This window comes from Methyloversatilis discipulorum (genome assembly GCF_018780585.1).
Taxonomy (GTDB): domain Bacteria; phylum Pseudomonadota; class Gammaproteobacteria; order Burkholderiales; family Rhodocyclaceae; genus Methyloversatilis; species Methyloversatilis discipulorum_B.
In genome coordinates, this window is the sequence record NZ_JADMJL010000026.1 from 13,345 (window position 1) to 30,709 (window position 17,365).

The 17,365-nt window shown below is 66.4% G+C and carries 13 protein-coding genes; 3 read left to right on the forward strand and 10 right to left on the reverse strand.

The genetic code is table 11. The features are described from left to right. Positions 1-380 precede the first annotated feature (380 nt). The 4 genes from IV112_RS12840 to IV112_RS12855 form a co-directional block, all read right to left on the reverse strand. Entirely contained in the window at positions 381-1,424 is a 1,044-nt protein-coding gene (locus tag IV112_RS12840; RefSeq protein ID WP_304003890.1) for a heme-dependent oxidative N-demethylase family protein, read from the reverse strand. 10 nt (positions 1,425-1,434) lie between these two features. Then, a complete protein-coding gene (locus IV112_RS12845; RefSeq protein WP_020163246.1) occupies positions 1,435-2,394 on the reverse strand; it encodes a PDR/VanB family oxidoreductase in 960 nt (319 codons plus the stop codon). After that, positions 2,391-2,987, reverse strand: coding sequence for a dimethylamine monooxygenase subunit DmmA family protein (locus tag IV112_RS12850; protein ID WP_296808511.1), 597 nt, complete (start codon positions 2,985-2,987; stop codon positions 2,391-2,393). The genes IV112_RS12845 and IV112_RS12850 overlap by 4 nt, the downstream gene beginning before the upstream one ends. 70 nt (positions 2,988-3,057) lie before the next feature. Further along, a complete protein-coding gene (locus IV112_RS12855; RefSeq protein ID WP_304003893.1) occupies positions 3,058-4,176 on the reverse strand; it encodes an aminomethyltransferase family protein in 1,119 nt (372 codons plus the stop codon). Between the two features lie 171 nt (positions 4,177-4,347). Here IV112_RS12855 and IV112_RS12860 point away from each other — a divergent pair, with 171 nt between their 5' ends. Beyond that, positions 4,348-4,746 carry a GFA family protein gene (locus IV112_RS12860; RefSeq protein ID WP_304003895.1) on the forward strand — a complete coding sequence of 133 codons (399 nt, stop codon included), beginning with the start codon at positions 4,348-4,350 and terminating at the stop codon, positions 4,744-4,746. A 109-nt stretch (positions 4,747-4,855) separates the two neighbouring features. On the opposite strand, the gene IV112_RS12865 is transcribed toward IV112_RS12860, so the two are convergent. Continuing rightward, positions 4,856-7,138: a DUF1989 domain-containing protein gene (locus IV112_RS12865; protein WP_304003897.1), complete on the reverse strand. Its 2,283-nt coding sequence runs from the start codon at positions 7,136-7,138 to the stop codon at positions 4,856-4,858. 104 nt (positions 7,139-7,242) lie between these two features. Further along, a complete protein-coding gene (locus IV112_RS12870) occupies positions 7,243-8,604 on the reverse strand; it encodes a flavin-containing monooxygenase (protein WP_020163251.1) in 1,362 nt (453 codons plus the stop codon). A 647-nt stretch (positions 8,605-9,251) separates the two neighbouring features. Here IV112_RS12870 and IV112_RS12875 point away from each other — a divergent pair. After that, positions 9,252-10,046, forward strand: coding sequence for a TorF family putative porin (locus tag IV112_RS12875; RefSeq protein WP_415857693.1), 795 nt, complete (start codon positions 9,252-9,254; stop codon positions 10,044-10,046). A gap of 51 nt (positions 10,047-10,097) precedes the next feature. Next, on the forward strand, positions 10,098-11,798 hold the full coding sequence (locus IV112_RS12880; RefSeq protein ID WP_304003899.1) for an APC family permease: 1,701 nt from the start codon (positions 10,098-10,100) through the stop codon (positions 11,796-11,798). Positions 11,799-12,203: 405 nt separating this feature from the next. Here the strand turns inward: IV112_RS12880 and IV112_RS12885 are convergent, their stop codons facing one another. The 4 genes from IV112_RS12885 to IV112_RS12900 all read right to left on the reverse strand — a co-directional run bounded on the left by IV112_RS12885 (position 12,204) and on the right by IV112_RS12900 (position 17,315). After that, the gene (locus tag IV112_RS12885; protein ID WP_304003901.1) at positions 12,204-14,318 is read right to left on the reverse strand and encodes a putative bifunctional diguanylate cyclase/phosphodiesterase; all 2,115 of its coding nucleotides are present in this window, start codon (positions 14,316-14,318) and stop codon (positions 12,204-12,206) included. Between the two features lie 162 nt (positions 14,319-14,480). Beyond that, the gene (locus IV112_RS12890; RefSeq protein ID WP_020163255.1) at positions 14,481-15,095 is read right to left on the reverse strand and encodes an ANTAR domain-containing response regulator; all 615 of its coding nucleotides are present in this window, start codon (positions 15,093-15,095) and stop codon (positions 14,481-14,483) included. Next, on the reverse strand, positions 15,052-16,587 hold the full coding sequence (locus IV112_RS12895; RefSeq protein ID WP_304003904.1) for a sensor histidine kinase: 1,536 nt from the start codon (positions 16,585-16,587) through the stop codon (positions 15,052-15,054). Before IV112_RS12895 ends, IV112_RS12890 begins: the two co-directional genes overlap by 44 nt. A 341-nt stretch (positions 16,588-16,928) precedes the next feature. Next, on the reverse strand, positions 16,929-17,315 hold the full coding sequence (locus tag IV112_RS12900; protein WP_304003906.1) for a diacylglycerol kinase: 387 nt from the start codon (positions 17,313-17,315) through the stop codon (positions 16,929-16,931). Between the last annotated feature and the right edge of the window lie 50 nt (positions 17,316-17,365).

The window sequence follows — 17,365 nt, forward strand, 5'->3', positions numbered from 1 at the left end:
GCGTGCGAACGGAAGTGTACGGCCGGAGTGCTGTATGGCGTGTCGACACCCTCAAATAGGGGGGGGGCGCGGCGCACGATGACAGTGTGGGAGCGGTCTTCTGACCGCGACGGGGCCTCAGATCACCGGCTGCCGTGACTCTTCGAGGCGTGATGTCGGCGTGGATCGGAGATGGCGGCATGTCCAAGCCGCATCGCGGCCAAGGCCGCTCCCACAAAAGCACGCCCGATTCGCTGCAACGGGTTTTGTGGGAGCGAGCTTGCTCGCGATTCTGCGGGGCGACGCGCTGCTGCACGCATTCAGGCGACGCCGTGGCCCGTCAACGAAAACGGCGGACACGGGCACCCCCCATGTCCGCCGCGAGCGCGCTGCGGCGCTGCTTACTCGGGTTGCGTGCCGGCCGGCAGCACTTCGCCGTCGTCGAACTTCGACAGCCATTCCAGCGTGGTCGGCTTGTAGCGCACCAGACCCTTGTACTCGGCCAGCTCGTTCGGCAGCGTGCTCAGCACACGGTGCAGACGCTTGGCCCAGCGCGGGTAGGTGGCCAGTTCGTTCATGCTGGCCAGATAGCCGCGGATCGAGAACAGCATGCCATTGCTGCGTGGCAGGCGGAACAGGGCCTGCAGTTCGACGCGCAGGTGCACCTTGTCGCCGACGTTGTCCGGCGTGACGCTGGCGCGGTCCGGGCCCCACTCGGGGTAGGTTTCCGGCGAGGTGTCGAGACGCGGGTTGATGGTCATGGTCCAGTTCAGGCGGCGCACCGGTCGGCCCTGCTGCAGCATCAGCAGGTACTTCAGCGCGCGCTCGAACACGCCCAGCTCATGCGCCAGCGGCACCGGACCGTGCCATTCCATGAAGCTCATGCCGGCGTCGAACATCAGCGACCAGTCGGCCTGCGAGGTGATCATGCCGGCGTCGGCGAACAGGTCGTTGTCGCGCTGGTCCATGATGACGAAGTCACCCTGGCACTGCCGCGTGATGTACTCGAAGGGCGGGCAGGGGAGGGTGGCGGCGTCGCCGAAGGTGAAGGTCTGCTCGATGCCCAGCGGTCTGTTGATCCAGCTCCAGCGCGCGCCGTCCTTGGCCAGCGTGAACATGTCCGGATAGTCGCGCGACAGCGATTCCATGATCAGTTCCAGCGTGTCCCACTCGGCGTCCATCATGTGCGGCAGCGACACGCAGCGGCCCGGGTCGCGCTCCAGCGTGATGGCGCGGTCGCGCATTTCTGCGATGTAGTGCTCATCGATGTCGAAGGCGTTCTCGAACACCGAACCTGCAGGCCCCTTGGTGTGCGGCTCCATGTTGACCGAGTACATGTACTGGTCCTGATGGAAGGGGAAGGGGAAGCGGCGGATGGCCGCCGGCGAGTTGCGGTAGGTGTAGTCGCCGCGGAAGGTTTCGTCCGGCTTGAATGCGATGCTCATGTCGTCTTCCTCACAGGTTCAGGGTCAGGCAACCGCCCTTCAGGCGCGACACGCAGGGCATGATCTTCTTGCCCGACGCGCGCTCGTCGGCGCTCAGATACAGGTCGTGATGGATCAGCTCGCCTTCGGCGCCGAGCACTTCCAGTTCGCACTGGCCGCAGGCGCCGCCGCGACAGAGGTAGGGCGCGTCGACGCCCTGCTGCTCGATCGCTTCCAGCAGCGACAGGTCGCTCGGCACGGTGAAGGCCTTGCCGCTCAGTGCCAGCTTCACGTCGAACGGCTCACCGCCGGTCGGCGCGAGGAACTGTTCGCTGTGCAGATGGCTTTCCGGCCAGCCCAGCGACTTGCCGGCGTTCATGCTGGCGGCCACCATGCCGGCCGGACCGCAGATGTAGAAGTGGGTGCCCAGCGGACGGCCGGCCAGCAGCGAGCCGAATTCGATCTGTTCGCGGCGCGACTGCACGTAGTGATGCACGCGGCCCGGCGCCAGCGCCTCCAGCTCGTCGGAGAACACGCCGTATTCGGGGCCGCGGTAGGCGTAATGCACTTCGAAGTCGGCACCGAGGCGGGCCAGTTCGCGCGCCTGCGACAGGATGGGCGTGATGCCGATGCCGCCGGCGACCAGGATGTGGCGGCGGCCGGTGCGGATCAGCGGGAACAGGTTCACCGGCGCCGAAATGTCGATGCGCATGCCTTCGCGCGCCTGCTCGTGCAGCCAGCGCGAACCGCCGCGCGACTCTTCCTGCTTGCGCACCGCCACGCGCCAGGTGTCGCGCACGGTCGGGTCGCCCAGCAGCGAGTACGGATTGCGGTGCGGACGCTCACCAAGCGGCAGCGACAGCACGATGTGGCTGCCGCCGGAATAGACCGGAAAATCTTCGCCGTCGGTGCGCGACAGGCTGAACTCGCGGATGCCCGGCGCCAGTTCGCGGATGCGGCGGATTTCTACGTTGAGGGATGCACTGCTCATGGGTAGACCACCTCCGCAGCGGGGACCTCGCCCGGCACTTCGGCGTCGATCTGGAAGCCCATGTAGGCACCCAGCCGGCGCGAGAAGTGGTCGCGCACGAACAGCGATCGTCCGCAGCCGCTGCATGAAACGATGTTGGTGTGCACGCCGCGCGTGATGGTGCGGCAATGCACGCAGAACACCGGGCGTGCCTTGCTGCCCAGTTGTGCGTAGCGAACTTCGTCGCGTCCGACGCCGAAGCCGTCGGCCACGCGCGACGCCTGCCACACCGCGTCTTCGGGGCCAGCGAGATAGATGCGCGTGCCCATCTGCGCGACGTAGAGCGCGTCGCGCAGCACTTCCAGCGCCTCGGCCAGCGAGTGCGTCTCGAGGTAGAGCGCACTGTCGGGCAGGCCCTGCGACCAGCAGCTGCGCGCTTCCGCGGACGCGCTGCCCAGATGGATCAGCGTGATGGTGCCGGCGGGCGGGTTGGAGAGCAGGCGCTGCGCCAGAGCGGCGTCCTCGGCGGCAACGAACAGGATGTGATGCGTACCGGCGCGATCCCATTCGAGCTCTGCGTAAACCGGCTGGCTTTTGATGGCTGGGGTGCTCATGCGGCGTCTCGATGCGAGTTGCAGACATGCCGCGCGCCGGAGCGCGCGGCGGGTCGGATTCGATGCGCGATCAGCGCTTCTTGTCCGGATGGGTACGCTGGCGCAGCGGGTCGTAGAACGGCGTCGGCACCACCAGCGCGGCGAGCTTGCCGGCCTTGCTGGCAATGGTCAGGCGGGTGCCGATGTTCGAATGCGACGGCTTCAGGTGCACCATGGCCAGCGACTGCATCAGCAGGCGGCTGTACGAGGCCGAGGTGACCACGCCGACTTCCTTCTCGCCGTCATAGACCTTGGCGCCGGCTTCGACCGCTTCGTGGTGCAGCACGGTCATGCCGGCCTGCTTGGCACGTTCGCGGCCCTTCAGTGCGAGCACGGCAGCCTTGCCGATGTAGTCGCCCTTCTTGTCGAGGTCGACCGCCCAGTCCATGTTCACTTCCCACGGCGTGGTGTCGCCTTCCGGCATTTCGAACGGGAAGAACAGCAGCGCGCCTTCGACGCGGGTCAGGTCGAGCGCGGTCCACGAGCAGGGGATGACGCCTTGCGGCTTGCCGGCTTCGAGGATGGTGTCCCACAGGAACACGGCGTCGGCCGCGCTGCAGTACACCTCGTAGCCACGCTCGCCGGAGTAGCCGCCGCGGCCCAGCGTCACCTTCTTGCCGAACAGCGTGGTTTCGACGTGGTTGAAGTAGGGCAGTGCAGCCAGATCGGCCGGCGTGTGCGGGGCCAGCACGTCGAGCGAAACCGGGCCCTGTAGCGACAGGATGTGCACGTCGAGATCGGCCTCGATCTTCACGTTCTTGCCGGCAGCCAGTGCGGCCAGCGTCTTCGGCGTGGCGCCGCTGCCGTGCGAAATGCGGAATTTGTCGGCGGCGTCACGGATGATCATGATGTCGTCGACCAGCGCACCGGCTTCGTTCACTTCCCCGCCGAGGCGGGCGGTGCCCGGCTTCAGCTTGGTGATGTCGATGGTGACCAGGCGGTCGATCACGGCCTCGGCGTCCGGGCCGGTCACGTTGACGATGTTCAGCGCCGACACGTCGTACAGGCCGGCGCGGGTGCGCGTGGCGACGACTTCGTCGTGCGGGCAGCTGTTGTAGCTCCACGGGATCGGCATGTTGTTCCACGTATCGCCGTCGAGCTTAGAACCGAGCTGGCGGTGCCGCTCGTTCAGTACCGAATTCCTCTGCATTCCCGGATCTCCTTGTCGTGGGCGTCGCCGCGCTGCGCGGTCGATCTGGGACTGATTCTGTTGTCCGGGGGAGGTCGGGACAATTCTCAAGAGGGGTTACCCCCTAGGTGGTATGTGCGCGGGGGCGCCTGCTGCGTACGCTGCGCGCATCACGAACAGGGGAGGCGAGCGATGGCGAAGGCCGGTGGAGGTGAAGGTGCGTGTCTGTGCGGTGCCGTGCGCTACAGCGTGCGCGGAGCACTGAGCGCACCGGTGGCGTGTCATTGCCGCCAGTGCGCGCGCACCAGCGGCCACCATGCGGTGATGGCGAGCTGCGCCGACGCCGACCTCGAAATCATGGCCGGCGACCCGCTGCGCTGGTACGCCTCGTCGGCCTCCGTGAAGCGCGGCTTCTGCGCACACTGCGGCGGCAATCTGTTCTGGAAGGACGCCGCATCCGACGTCACCTATGTGACCGCCGGTACGCTGAACCGCCCGACCGGGCTGAAGCTGTCGGCCCACATCTTCGCCGGCTCGCGCGCCGACTACTACGACATCGACGACGACCTGCCGCGCAGCGACGCCTGGTAGGGGCGAACGGTCACCGCGCCGGCGCAGGCGCCGCGGATTTCCATCGCGGGAATGAAAAAGGCGCGGAACGGCTTTCGCCATTCCGCGCCCTGCTGCCGGCGTACTGCGATCAGGCGCGCACGCGGGCCTTAGTCGGGTCGTAGTGCGAGGTTTTCACCTGGGTGGCCTTGATGCGCTTCTGGTGGCCGTCCAGCTTGCCGATCTCCACCGTGGCACCCAGCTCGACCGCCGACACGTCCAGCCGCGCCAGCGCGATGGTCTTGCCGAGGATGGGCGAACGGGTGGTGCTGGTGATCTGGCCGATCTGCGCGCGACCGTTGAAGATCGGGTCGCCGTGCGCCACCAGTTCGGTGCCTTCGATGTCCAGGCCGACCATGACGCGCGCCGGGTGGGCCTTGCGCCGCTCTAGCGCGGCCTTGCCGACGTAGTCATCCTCCTTGTCGGCCGCCACTGCGAAACCGATGCCGGCTTCGAACGGGTCGGTCTGATCGCAGAAGTCGTACTCGGCAAAGATGAGCGCGGCTTCGATGCGCAGCATGTCGAGTGCGGCCAGGCCCATCGGCGCGATGCCGTGCGGTTCGCCCGCCTTCGCGATGGCGTCCCACACCTGCACTGCGTGCTTCGGGTGGCACCAGACTTCGTAGCCCAGTTCGCCGGTGTAACCCGTGCGCGATACGACGACCGGCAGGCCGTCGATCTTGCCCACGGTCAGGCGGAACCACTTCAGTTCGTCCATCGACGCATTGCCCGGCGGCGTGACGACGATTTCGCGCAGGATGTCGCGCGACTTCGGGCCCTGCACCGACAGGTTGTGCAGCTGGTCGGTGGAGGACTTCACCCACACGCGCAGATTGTGCTTGGCCGCCAGTTCGCGCAGCCACACGCCGCAGTAGTCGTCGCCGCACACCAGACGGAAATTGTTCTGGCACAGGCGGAACACGGTGCCGTCGTCGATCATGCCGCCGTGCTCGTAGCAGAGTGCGGTGTAGACGATCTGGCCGACCGCCAGCTTGCGGATGTTGCGCGTGGTGGCCAGCTGCAGCAGGGCTTCTGCGTCCGGGCCGGTGATTTCGAACTTGCGCAGCGCGGACAGATCGATCATCACCGCGCGTTCGCGGCAGGCCCAGTATTCGTCGATTGGGCCGTTGGACGAGAACGAGTCCTGCAGCCAGAAGCCGCGGTACTCGACCATGCGGCGGGTGAGCGCGGAGGTGCGGGCGTGGAAGCCGGTTTCGCGCGTGAGCTTGGGGGCGGCGTCGGGCGTCATGCGGTGTGCGATCCCTTTGGAGAAGTTGTTCGAGGCGTCATAGACCCGCACGTGGATATCCGTCGGGTTCCAGCCGTTGGCCGGGTCGATGTCGTCGGTGCAGGACGAGGAGGCGCAGACCAGGTCGGTCATCGCGCGCAGCAGCACGTAGTCGCCGGCGCGCGACCACGGCTCGTCCAGGCTGATGCTGTCGTCGTGATTGACGATGGTGTTGTAGAAGAAGTTGATCGCCGGCCAACCGGCGCGGCGGGCGACACCGTGCGGTTCGAGCGCGTTGTTGAAGTTGTCGCTGCAGTTGGCGTGACCGGGGTAACCCATGTCGTCGTAGTACTTCGCACTGCACGCCAGCATGAAAGTGTCGTGGCGGCCGACGGTGTCGCGGATCACCTCGACCAGCGGCACCTGGCGTTCGTCGTAGTACTTGTTCAGCAGACCGGGGCCGGGGCTGGCCGACCCCATCAGCGTGCGCGTGGTGGTCGGGTCGAGGTCGTATTCCTGACCCTGCGCCAGCGCGGCGGCGTCGAAGGCGAGGAAGTCGGAGCACTGTCGGCCGTCGACGTCGATCACCTGGATGTAGTCGCCGGCCTTCACGCGGTAGGCCTGGGCGGTGCCGGCGCCGATGCGCAGGTCGAGCACCGGCGGTGCCAGCGGCGGCGGCGCGATGCCGGCCACCGGTTCGGCGCACTCGATGTCGGCGATCAGTTCGGTCGGCGCGTTCTGCGCGTCCGGTTGCATGTCCTCGCCCGGCGCGTGCAGCGCGCAGCGCACGGCGCCGGGTGCGGTGACGACGCGCTGGCTGCCCGGCAGCCCGTCGCTGCCGAACACTTCGGCACAGACCAGGCTCCAGCCGGCCGGCGCACCGCTGAGCAGCGCGCGGGCGAAAGCCGGCACATCGGCCGGCGTGGTGACGGGTAGGCCGGGCAGCATGGCTGCGGCGATGCCGGCCGGGCCGGCGACGTAGAGCAGCCCCGGCTGCAGGCCTTCGGGGTCGGTCAGCGTGAGGCGGTCGCCGGCGGCGAGGTCGAAGGACACCGCCGCGCCGCCTGGGGCGACGTGACGGACGTGGCGTGCACGCGTTCGCGCGGCAGTCGCCGGATTCAGCGAAGGTTCGACGATCGTGTTCATGTCATGGAAGCACCCGCGACCCGACGTGCCCGGTTGTGGCCGGGCAGGTCAGGTCGCATCAGGGTTGGTCGGTCACGGGCGTGTCACCCGTGGGCCCCGGGCCGTCAGGCCTGCTCGGTCGAGGCCGGCTCGTTCAGGTAGGCCTCGAGCGAGTCGTCCAGTGCCTCCAGCCACGAGGTGTGGTGCGGCGTGGCCATGGTGCCGGTCATCAGCGAGCGGTAGCACTTGTTGCGATAGCCCATGATGTCTTCGTACTTGTCCTTCTTCCATTCGAGGAAGGTCTGGTTGACCTCGGGAATCGGGAAGCTCGGGTAGTCGGTGGCGTCGATCAGGTGCTGGATGTACTTGCCCTGGAATTCGAACATCTGCTGGGCGTCTTCCAGCGTCAGTTCCTCTTCGCGCCACTTCATGTCCTCGGCGTGCATCTCTTCGTACGACGGCACCGGCAGGCGGCCGAGGATGACGTCGCGCGCGTACCAGGCCTGGGCGTCGAACATGTTGAAGCTGTACCACTGGTCCTGCATGCCGAGGTACATCAGCTGCGGGTTGTCCTCCCACATGATGCCCTTGTACAGATTGAGCGGCCACAGGCGGTTGTCGGTCTTCAGGCGTAGTTCTTCCGACAGGAAGGGGAAGTGGTGCTTGTAGCCGGTGCACAGGATGACGGCGTCGATGTGCTTGCTGGTGCCGTCGGCGAAGTGGGCGGTCTTGCCCTCGACGCGCAGCAGCTGCGGCTTCTCTTCCCAGTTGTCGGGCCACTTGTAGCCCATCGGGTTGGTGCGGTAGCAGCTGGTGATCGAACGGGCGCCGTACTTGTAGCACTGCGAGCCGATGTCTTCCGCCGAGTAGCTGGCGCCGACGATGAGCACGTCCTTGCCCTTGAATTCGAGCGCGTCACGGAAGTCGTGCGCGTGCAGCACGCGGCCGCCGAAGGTTTCGAAGCCCGGGAAGTAGGGCACGTTCGGCGTCGAGAAGTGGCCGCTGGCGACGATGACGTAGTCGAACTCTTCCGAGTAGGTCACGTCCTGGTCGTAGTTGTGCACGGTGACCGTGAACTTCTTGGTCTTATCGTCAAAGGTGACGTTGCGGGCGGCGGTGTTGAAGCGGATGTACTTGCGCACGCCGGCTTTCTCGACGCGGCCCTTGATGTAGTCCCACAGCACTTCACGCGGAGGGTAGGAACCCATCGGGCGACCGAAGTGCTCGTCGAAGGTGTAGTCAGCGAACTCCAGACACTCCTTCGGGCCGTTCGACCAGAGATAGCGGTACATGCTGCCGTGCACCGGCTCGCCGTGCTCGTCCAGGCCGGTGCGCCAGGTGTAGTTCCACATGCCGCCCCAGTCCGACTGCTTCTCGTAGCACACGATTTCCGGAATGTCGGCGCCCTTGGCCTGGGCGGACTGGAAGGCCCGGAGCTGGGCCAGGCCGCTGGGGCCGGCGCCGATGATGGCAACGCGCTTCTTCATGATCTGTATCCCTCTTGTGTGGTCCGTTCTGGATACGACCGCGGCATGCTCTCGGCCGCCCGGTCGGTCGCTGGACGTCGTGCATTCGCCGCGTCTCAGGTGCGGCGAATGATGCGAAGGCGGACCAATGCCCACAATTCTCAAGAGGGATTACCTCTTAAGGGGTAAGCAGGGACCAGGGGTCAGGGGCTGGGGGCTAGAGGGGCCGCGCCCTGACCTCGTGTGGCGCAGCCACACCTGTTCCCTAGCCCCTCGACTCACCCGCTCCTTACCCCCAAAGAGGTAATCCCTTGTGAGAATTGTTCCGACGGCGGCCCGCTTCCAATAATCGGACCCACATCGAGACGACCGCGCAACGTCAGCCGGTCGCGAAGTGCGGGGAGATCAGGGTGACGCAGTGCAGCTGCCGTTTTGACGCCGATCACGGACACGCCTCTCCGGACCCCTTCCGCACTTCTTCCTTCAGCACTCCCGCCAGTCGCAACGCTGCGGCCGGTGCAGATTCTTCGCCACACCCGTTTCCGAGTATCAGGGTCGCATCCGGCAACGACGCCAGGTCGCGCGCCGACTCACAACCGGACAGCTATGGGCAGGCCGTCCGCTTTTTCAGATCGCCCGAAACCGTGGATCAACAGAGGGAGAACACCGTGCTTAACCACCGACGTCACCGCAACACCCTGAGCGCCGTATTGCTGGGCCTGCTCGCCGTACCGTTCTGTGCCCAGGCAGAAGAAGCCGCCGCACCGGCCTACACGATCAGCGCCAACGTGGGCCTGTTCTCGCAGTACATCTTCCGCGGCATCAGCTATACGCAGGAGAATCCGGCGGTGCAGGGCGGTTTCGACCTCGCGCACTCGAGCGGCGCCTACCTGGGCATCTGGGGTACCAATGTGAGTGATCTGGCACTGTCGAACGCGACCGGCGAGATCGACGTGTACGGTGGCTTCGCCAAGACCATCGACGACTGGACCTTCGACGTCGGCTTCCTGCAGTTCATTTTCCCGGGCGGCAAGTACGATCCGTCGGGCGAGAGCCTGAACACGCTGGAACTGAACGCGGCGGTGACGTGGAAGTTCATCCAGCTGAAGTACTCGTACGCGGTGACCGATTACTTCGGTTTCAGCAAGAAGGCCTTCGGCGCGGATTCGGACGGTTCGGACTACATCGAGCTGAACGCGAACTACGAGTTCATGCCGTCGTGGATCGCCAACGTTCACGTCGGTCACCAGAAGGTGAAGAACTACGACGATTACGACTTCACGGACTGGAAGGTGGGCGTGACGAAGAACTTCGAGGGCGGCTGGCAGGCGGCAGTGGCGTATGTCGACACCAATGCCGACAAGAACTTCTACACGATCTGCGATACGGCCGGCGGGGTGTCTACGCGCTGCAAGGACACCGGCGACAGCAAGTGGCTGATCTACGTGAAGCGCACGTTCTGATGACCAGGGGGCCGCAGCGATGCGGCCCCTTGCGCACAAGGGGGATATGACATGAGCAGCAATGCGGATGTGATCGGAGCGGCGCCGGTACGGTCGGCCAGCCGCGCCGAAAGTGCTTCACTGCACCGGAAGATCGACTGGACCGGTGCGTTCTGGGTGGCCAGCGGCGTGCCGGCGCTGGTGCTGTTTTCCATCGGCGCCATCGCCGCCACCGTCGGCAAGCCGTCGTGGATGGTGTGGGCACTGTCGATCGGCTTCGGCTTCATACAGGCCTTCACTTATGCCGAAATCGCCGGCCTGTTCCCGCACAAGTCGGGTGGCGCTTCGGTGTATGGCGCGGTCGCCTGGGTGCGTTACAGCAAGATCATCGCGCCGGTGTCGGTGTGGTGTAACTGGTTCGCCTGGTCGCCGGTGCTCGCCATCGGTTCCGGTCTGGCGGCCGGCTACATCCTCGGTGCGCTGTTCCCGGCCGATGCGGCGATCAACACCTGGCAGCTGACGCTGGTCGACCTGAGCTTCATCAAGTCCGGGCTCGAACTGCGCATCAACGCGACCTTCCTGGTCGGTGTCGTGCTGCTGCTGGCGGTGTTCGGCATCCAGCACGGCGGCATCCTGCGTTCGGCGCGCACGACCATGGTGCTCGGCGTCACCGCACTGATTCCGCTGATGCTGATCGCGCTGGTGCCGCTGCTGTCCGGCGACATGCCGTCGACCCACTTCTCGCCGATGGTGCCCATCGCCTACGAGAACGGGCTGGTGGTCGATGGCTCCTGGAACATGGCCGGCGTCACGCTGATGGCAGGCGGCCTGTTCATCGCCGCGTGGTCGACCTACGGCTTCGAGACCGCTGTCTGCTACACCCGCGAGTTCAAGGATCCGAAGAAGGACACCTTCAAGGCCATCTTCTACTCGGGTCTGCTGTGCATCGTGGTGTTCACGCTGGTGCCGCTCGCCTTCCAGGGCCATCTCGGCCTGGGTGAGGTGATGACGCCGCCGGTGGTCGAGGCGGACGGCACGGTGAGCACGCCGGCGGTCTACAGCGGCATGCTGGCGCCGGAGGTCTACAGCGGCATGGGCGTGGCCAACGTGATGTCGCACATGGTCGGCGGCGGCGAAGTGGTGGCCAATGTTCTGGTGGTCATGCTGGTGCTGGCGGTGCTGCTGTCCATCATGACTTCGATGGCCGGTTCGTCGCGCACGCTGTACCAGGCTTCGGTTGATGGCTGGCTGCCGCGCTACCTGTCGCACGTCAATGAACACGGCGCACCGACGCGCGCGATGTGGACGGATCTGGGCTTCAACCTGATCCTGCTGCTGATGTCGGACTACGTGTTCGTGCTGGCCTGCTCCAACGTCGGCTACATCATGTTCAACTTCCTGAACCTGAATTCCGGCTGGATCCACCGCATCGACCGTCCGGACTGGGAGCGTCCGTTCAAGGCGCCGAAGATCATCCTCGGCATCGGTGTCGTGCTGGGCTTCGTCAACCTCGCGCTGATGGGCCTCGGCGCCGACATCTACGGCGCCGGTACGCTGACCGCCGGTCTGGTGTTCGCCTCGCTGATCATCCCGGTCTTCCTGTACCGCCACTACGTGCAGGACAAGGGCAAGTTCCCTGATGCGATGCTGGAGGACATGCACCTGAACGACCAGCTGGCGGAAGGCGGCAAGCGTGCCGGCATCCTGCCCTATGTCACGCTGGCTGCTGGCGTCGCGGTGGTGATCATCGCGCACAACATGGCCGTGTATTGATGCAGCTGGGCCGTCGCGCGCTCGCGTGACGGCCGCGGAACAATGTCCGCACTTGCCGGCATCGGCCACTCCTGCGGGGGTTGTCGATGCCGGTTTTCTTTTGGCGTCGCGGTCCCAGGCTGTCCGCGCATGCCTACCCAGAATGGCTTACTCCCTCTTGAGAATTGCCCGGCCGGTGGCGCTTGCTGATAATCGCTCTGCCTTGCCTGAATCGGCGAATGACGTACTCAGGCGGAGCAAGCGGGAATGCGGGGTGCATTCCCGCCGGATGCGCAAGTCGCGGTGCGAGCGCCGCGACAACCAACTCTCCTCACCTTCACCGGCACGTGCAGCCAGCTCCTCCTGGCGAGCACCTGCCGGTTTCTTTTTTCAGGTCTGCGTTAAGGGCTGCGCTCAGGTCTGCGCTCAGGTTTGCGACGTGGCCGGGCTGAAACAGCTCAGGCGCAGCAGCTCTTCGGGCCGCACCGGTCGGCTGAACAGATAGCCCTGCAGGCGGTGGCAGCCGAGTTCGGTCAGCTGCGCCAGCTGCCCCAGCGTTTCCACGCCCTCGGCGACGACTTCCAGCCCCATGCTGTCGGCCAGCGAGGTGATGGCACGCACGATGGTGACGGCGTCGGAACTGCTGCGCAGCTGGCTCACGAAGCTGCGATCGATCTTCAGCGTGCGCACCGCAAAGCGCATCAGATAGGCGAGCGACGAGTAGCCGGTGCCGAAATCGTCGATGGCGAGGCTGATGCCCATGGTGTCGAGCGCGCCGAGAATGTCGGTGGTGCGCGGGATGTCCTCCATCAGCGTGCTTTCGGTGATCTCCAGCTCCAGCATGCGCGGATCGACACCGGCTTCCTGCAGCGCGCTGGTGATGTCGCTCACCAGGTCGTCGTCGCGCAGCTGCCGGCCCGACAGGTTGAAGGCGAGGTGCAACTGCGGCTGTGTCGCCTGCAGCATGCGCAGGTCGCGCAGTGCTTCGCGCAGCGACCAGCGGCTGACCGGCACGATGAGTCCGGTTTCTTCCAGCAGCGGAATGAAGCGGTCGGGTGGCACCACGCCTTCGGTCGGGCTGTTCCAGCGCAGCAGCGCCTCGACCGTCGCCACGCGGCCGGTGCGGGTGTCGATGATGGGCTGATAGACGAGGAAGAACTCGCGCCGTTCGAGCGCGCCGTGCAGCGCGATCTCCGCCGACAGCTCGGTGTGCGCGTGGGCATCCATGCTCTGGTCGTAGAAGCGCAGCGTGTTGCGGCCCGCAGCTTTGGCGCGGTACATCGACAGGTCGGCCCGGCTGAGCAATTCGTCGACCGAGTGTCCGTTCTCCGGAAACAGCGCGATGCCGACGCTGGCGCTGACGAAGAACTCGCGCCCCTGCACGCGCACGCCTTCGGCAAGCGCCGCCAGTATCTTTTCCGCGATCTCGGTGACGGCGGTGCGGTCACCGGTCTCTTCCAGCAGCACGGTGAACTCGTCGCCACCCAGTCGCGCCACCGTGTCCGAGGCGCGCACGCAACCGCGCAATCGTGCCGCCACTTCGGTCAGCAGTGCGTCGCCGACGCTGTGACCCAAGGTGTCGTTGATCACCTTGAAGCGGTCGAGGTCGATGAACAGCACGGCCAGCGGGCACTCGGTACGCATGGCGCGGCGCATGGCCTGGCGCAGCCGGTCGGTGAACAGCCGGCGGTTGGGCAGGTCGGTCAGGGCGTCCATGCCAGCCAGATACTCCAGCTGGTCCTGCGCGCGGATGCGTTCGCTGACGTCGCGCGAGGTGGCAACGTAGTGACTGATCCGTTGCTGCGCGTCGCGGATCGGGCTGATCGTCTTCTCTTCGTGATAGAGCTCGCCGTTCTTGCGCCGGTTGGTGAACACCATGCGGAACACCTCGCCGCTGCGCAGTGCACGCCACAGCCGGGCATAGACGTCGGGGCCATGCAGGCCCGATTTCAGCAGGCCGGGCGAGCGCCCCAGCACTTCTTCGGCGGAGTAGCCGGTACTGCGCTCGAAAGCTGGATTGACGTACTCGATCAGGCCGCCGGCACAGGTGATCAGCACCGCATCGCCGGCCTGGTGCGCCGCGCGCGCCAGCAGGCGAAGCTCGCGCTGCGCGGCGTCCTCAGGCGTGCCGTGGCTCACGCGCAGCAGCCAGTCGCCGGCCGCGTCGCCGGGCAGGCGGGCGCACTCGACACAGACGGCTTGTCCGTTGTCGCACAGATGCCAGACGTGGCGGCTCACGTCGCCGCCGCTGTCGGCGCAGAAAGATGGCCAGTGCGAGCAACCGTCGTCGTCGAGTTCGCGGAACAGGGTGTGTACCGCCCGGCCCTGGACAGGGGGCAGTGTGTCGGGCCAGCCGATCTGGTGCAGGACGCGGCCGTCACCGGCAAGCCGCAGCAGTGCGACCGGCGCCGATTGCGGCGCGTCGCCGACCGCCGCGGCGAAGGCGTCCGGGAAGGAAACGTGCTGCGTGCATGGCATATCCATGGCGCTGCAGCTGAACAGTGCGGAAACGACGGCCATCGTGCATCCCCCGGTCTTCATGGCAGCGTCCTGTAGCCGGATGTCCGGATCAGGCTGCGTTGAGTGTCGGGCGGGGTTCGGGCCCTCGTGCGCGCTCTGCGGCGCGCCTTCTTCTGCTGCTTACGGTTCGCGCAGGTGCGGTCTTGAGGGCGCCTGTCACGCCGGCGCCCTCGGGACTGGATGCTACTGGCCGGCGCCGGCCCTCGGCGTGCCGCCGCCGAGCGGCTGCATCATGTCCTTGGCCACGTCCTCGATGCGCCGGCGCTGAGCGCGGGCGGTCTTGCGCAGCATTTCGAAGGCGGGCTGGCGATCGATGCGCAGGCGCTCCATCAGGATGCCGACGGCGATGCTGATCTCGCGCCGCTCGTCGAGGGCGCGCTGCAGGTGCTGGCCGGTACTGCGCAGCTGGCGCAGCTCTTCCGAGCGCGCCAGTGCGGTGCGCAGCGTGGGCAGCAGCTGTTCGACGTCGAGCGGTTTGACCAGATAGGCCAGCGCACCGCGCTCGATGGCGCTGCGCACCCGACCCGGGTCGCCAAAGGCGGTCAGGAAGATCAGCGGCAGGCTGTGGTGCTCGCGCAGCACCGCCGCGAACTCGAGCCCGGTCATGCCCGGCAGCTTCTCGTCGAGGATGACCAGATCGATGCGCGTCGTCCCGAGCAGCGCCAGCGCCTCTTCGGCCGAGCGCGCGACATGGACGCCGTAGCCGTGAGCGCGCAGCCCGTCGCCCAGCGTGGCTGCGTTCAGCCGGTCGTCCTCAACCAGCAGCAGTTGCGGGCTGGTGTCGTCGTATGTGTGCATGGTCGCTGGTCTCGTCAAACATAATGATGGGTGGCCGCAGTGCGAGGCGCGTCAGTACGCGTCCCGGCTGCTGGCGAAAATCCAGTGTGGCGTGCTCGGTCGGCAGCAGCGCGGCCAGCAGTTCGAGGCCCTGGCCGAGGCCGCGGCGCGCGGCGAAATCGAAGCCGGGCGGCAGCTCGCCACCGTTGCCGATGACGATGAGTGCGCCGTCGTCGTCCGTTGACAGCTCGATGTCCACGCGGGCATCGCGGTCGATCTGCCGGTGCTTGACCGCATTCATCAGCAGTTCGTTGAGCACGATGGCCAGCGGCACGGCTTCGCTGTCGGCCAGACGCAGTTCGAAGGCGCTGAGATCGCGCACGTCGAGCTTCACCCGGGCGTCGAACAGGCCTTCGATGCTGCCGGCAATCATGCGCAGGAATTCACCGAGCTGGACCGGTGCGCCGGCTTGACTGCCCTGCAGTTCGTGGATGACAGCGATCGATCGAACCTGACTGATGGCGCCGGTCAGCGCCTGGGCGAGCGCCGGGTGCTGCCCGGCGCAGCGGCGCAGCAGGCCGACCACGCCCTGCAGGCTGTTCTTGATGCGGTGGTGCGCCTCACGCACCAGCGTTTCGCGCTGCCGTTCGGCCTGCGCCAGCCGGTGCGCCTCGGCTTCCTTGCGCGCAGTGATGTCCTCGGCGACACCGGCCACGCGTGCATGGCCGTCCTGCGCCTGCCACGGAAAGGCGCGGCAGTGCAGCCAGCGCAGACCGCCATTGCGATCGGCGACGCGGACCTCGACTTGCGCTGCCTCGCCTTGCGCCTGAGCAGCGAGAAAGGCTTCGAAGCGCGATCGGTCGGGCGGTGCCACCGCCTTTGCCCAGCCATTCAGATCGCCGGGCTGCTCGCCGTCCGGCAGTGTACTGATGTCCGAAAAGGCCGGGCTGGCGTAGTAAAGCGCACGCGTGTGCGGATCGCTGACCCAGAAGATTTCGCGGATGTGCTCGGCCAGCAGATAGAACCGCTCCTGCGCTGCACGCAGTGCGGCTTCGGCCTTCTTGCGTTCGCGGATGTCGCGCACGACCGCGATGACCGCGGGGCCACCGGCGAACTCGATGCGCGAGCCGACGACGTCGACCGCGACCGTTTCACCGTCGCGGGTGAGTGCAATGCCATCGAGGTAACGCGTGCTGCGCCTGATCGCCAGTTCGTCGAAACAGGCCTGGATGCGCGTCTCTTCGGACGTCGGGTAGAGCATGGATACGTGCTTGCCGGCGACTTCGGCGGGGCGGTAGCCCAGCAGTTCGCTCGCTGCGCCGTTCATGTGCATGATGACGCCGCGCGGCGTCATCAGAAGCAGCGCGTCGGCGATGCCCTCGAACAGTTCAGGGAAGGCGGGGATGCCTATGGCATCGGCTTCGCGCTCACTCTTCCCCAGTCGCGTGCCTGCGACCTCTCCGCCCGGAAGGCCCGGTGCGGGTACTGCTGGGAATGCAAATTCGCGAACCATCGTGGTGCGCCCCCCTGGCTGCGCCTGTAGTGCCGTACTCGAAAGCTTCGCGCTGGGGCCGGGCGCTGAGCGTACGCAAATCTGCTGCCACCTGATGCGTGGCAACTCTCTCGATTCAAGTTTAGCGCAAGCACGGCGGCGGATTCGGGCCACGAAATGCTTTGCTGCGGCCATTTGTAACGATCGCATTACGGAGGGGAGGGGAAATCGATCTGCCTCGGCTGGCGATGGCGGCGACAGCGACCGGAAGCGATCGCCGGAGCACGCTGATGGCGGTGTGCGTGCCCCCAAGACTGAAAGCAGTCGGGGCCGCCCGCGAAAAGAGCCAGAGCGTCGCCTGGTCAGGCGCTCCAGAATCGGGCGCTCAGCACCAGGGCCCACACCAGGAGCAGGTTGAGCAGAGTAACCATGACGGCGGCCGAGCCGATGTCCTTGGCGCGCTTGGCCAGCGCGTGGTTCTCCAGCGAAATGCGGTCGACGGTGGCTTCGACGGCGGAATTGAGCAATTCGACGATCAGCACCAACAGCACCGAGAACACCATCAGCGCGCGTTCGACACCGCTGTTGCCGAGCCACAGCGCGAGCGGCAGCAGCAGTACGGCGGCGATCACCTCCTGGCGGAAGGCGTCTTCGTGGCGGAAGGCCGCACCCAGACCTTCGGCCGAGTAACGGGTGGCATTGAGCAAGCGGCGCAGGCCGGTCTTGCCCTTGAACGGACTTTCTTGCATCGGCTCAGCGTAGGGCGGAAATGTTGCAGGGCGCCGGTCGGCGCCCTGCG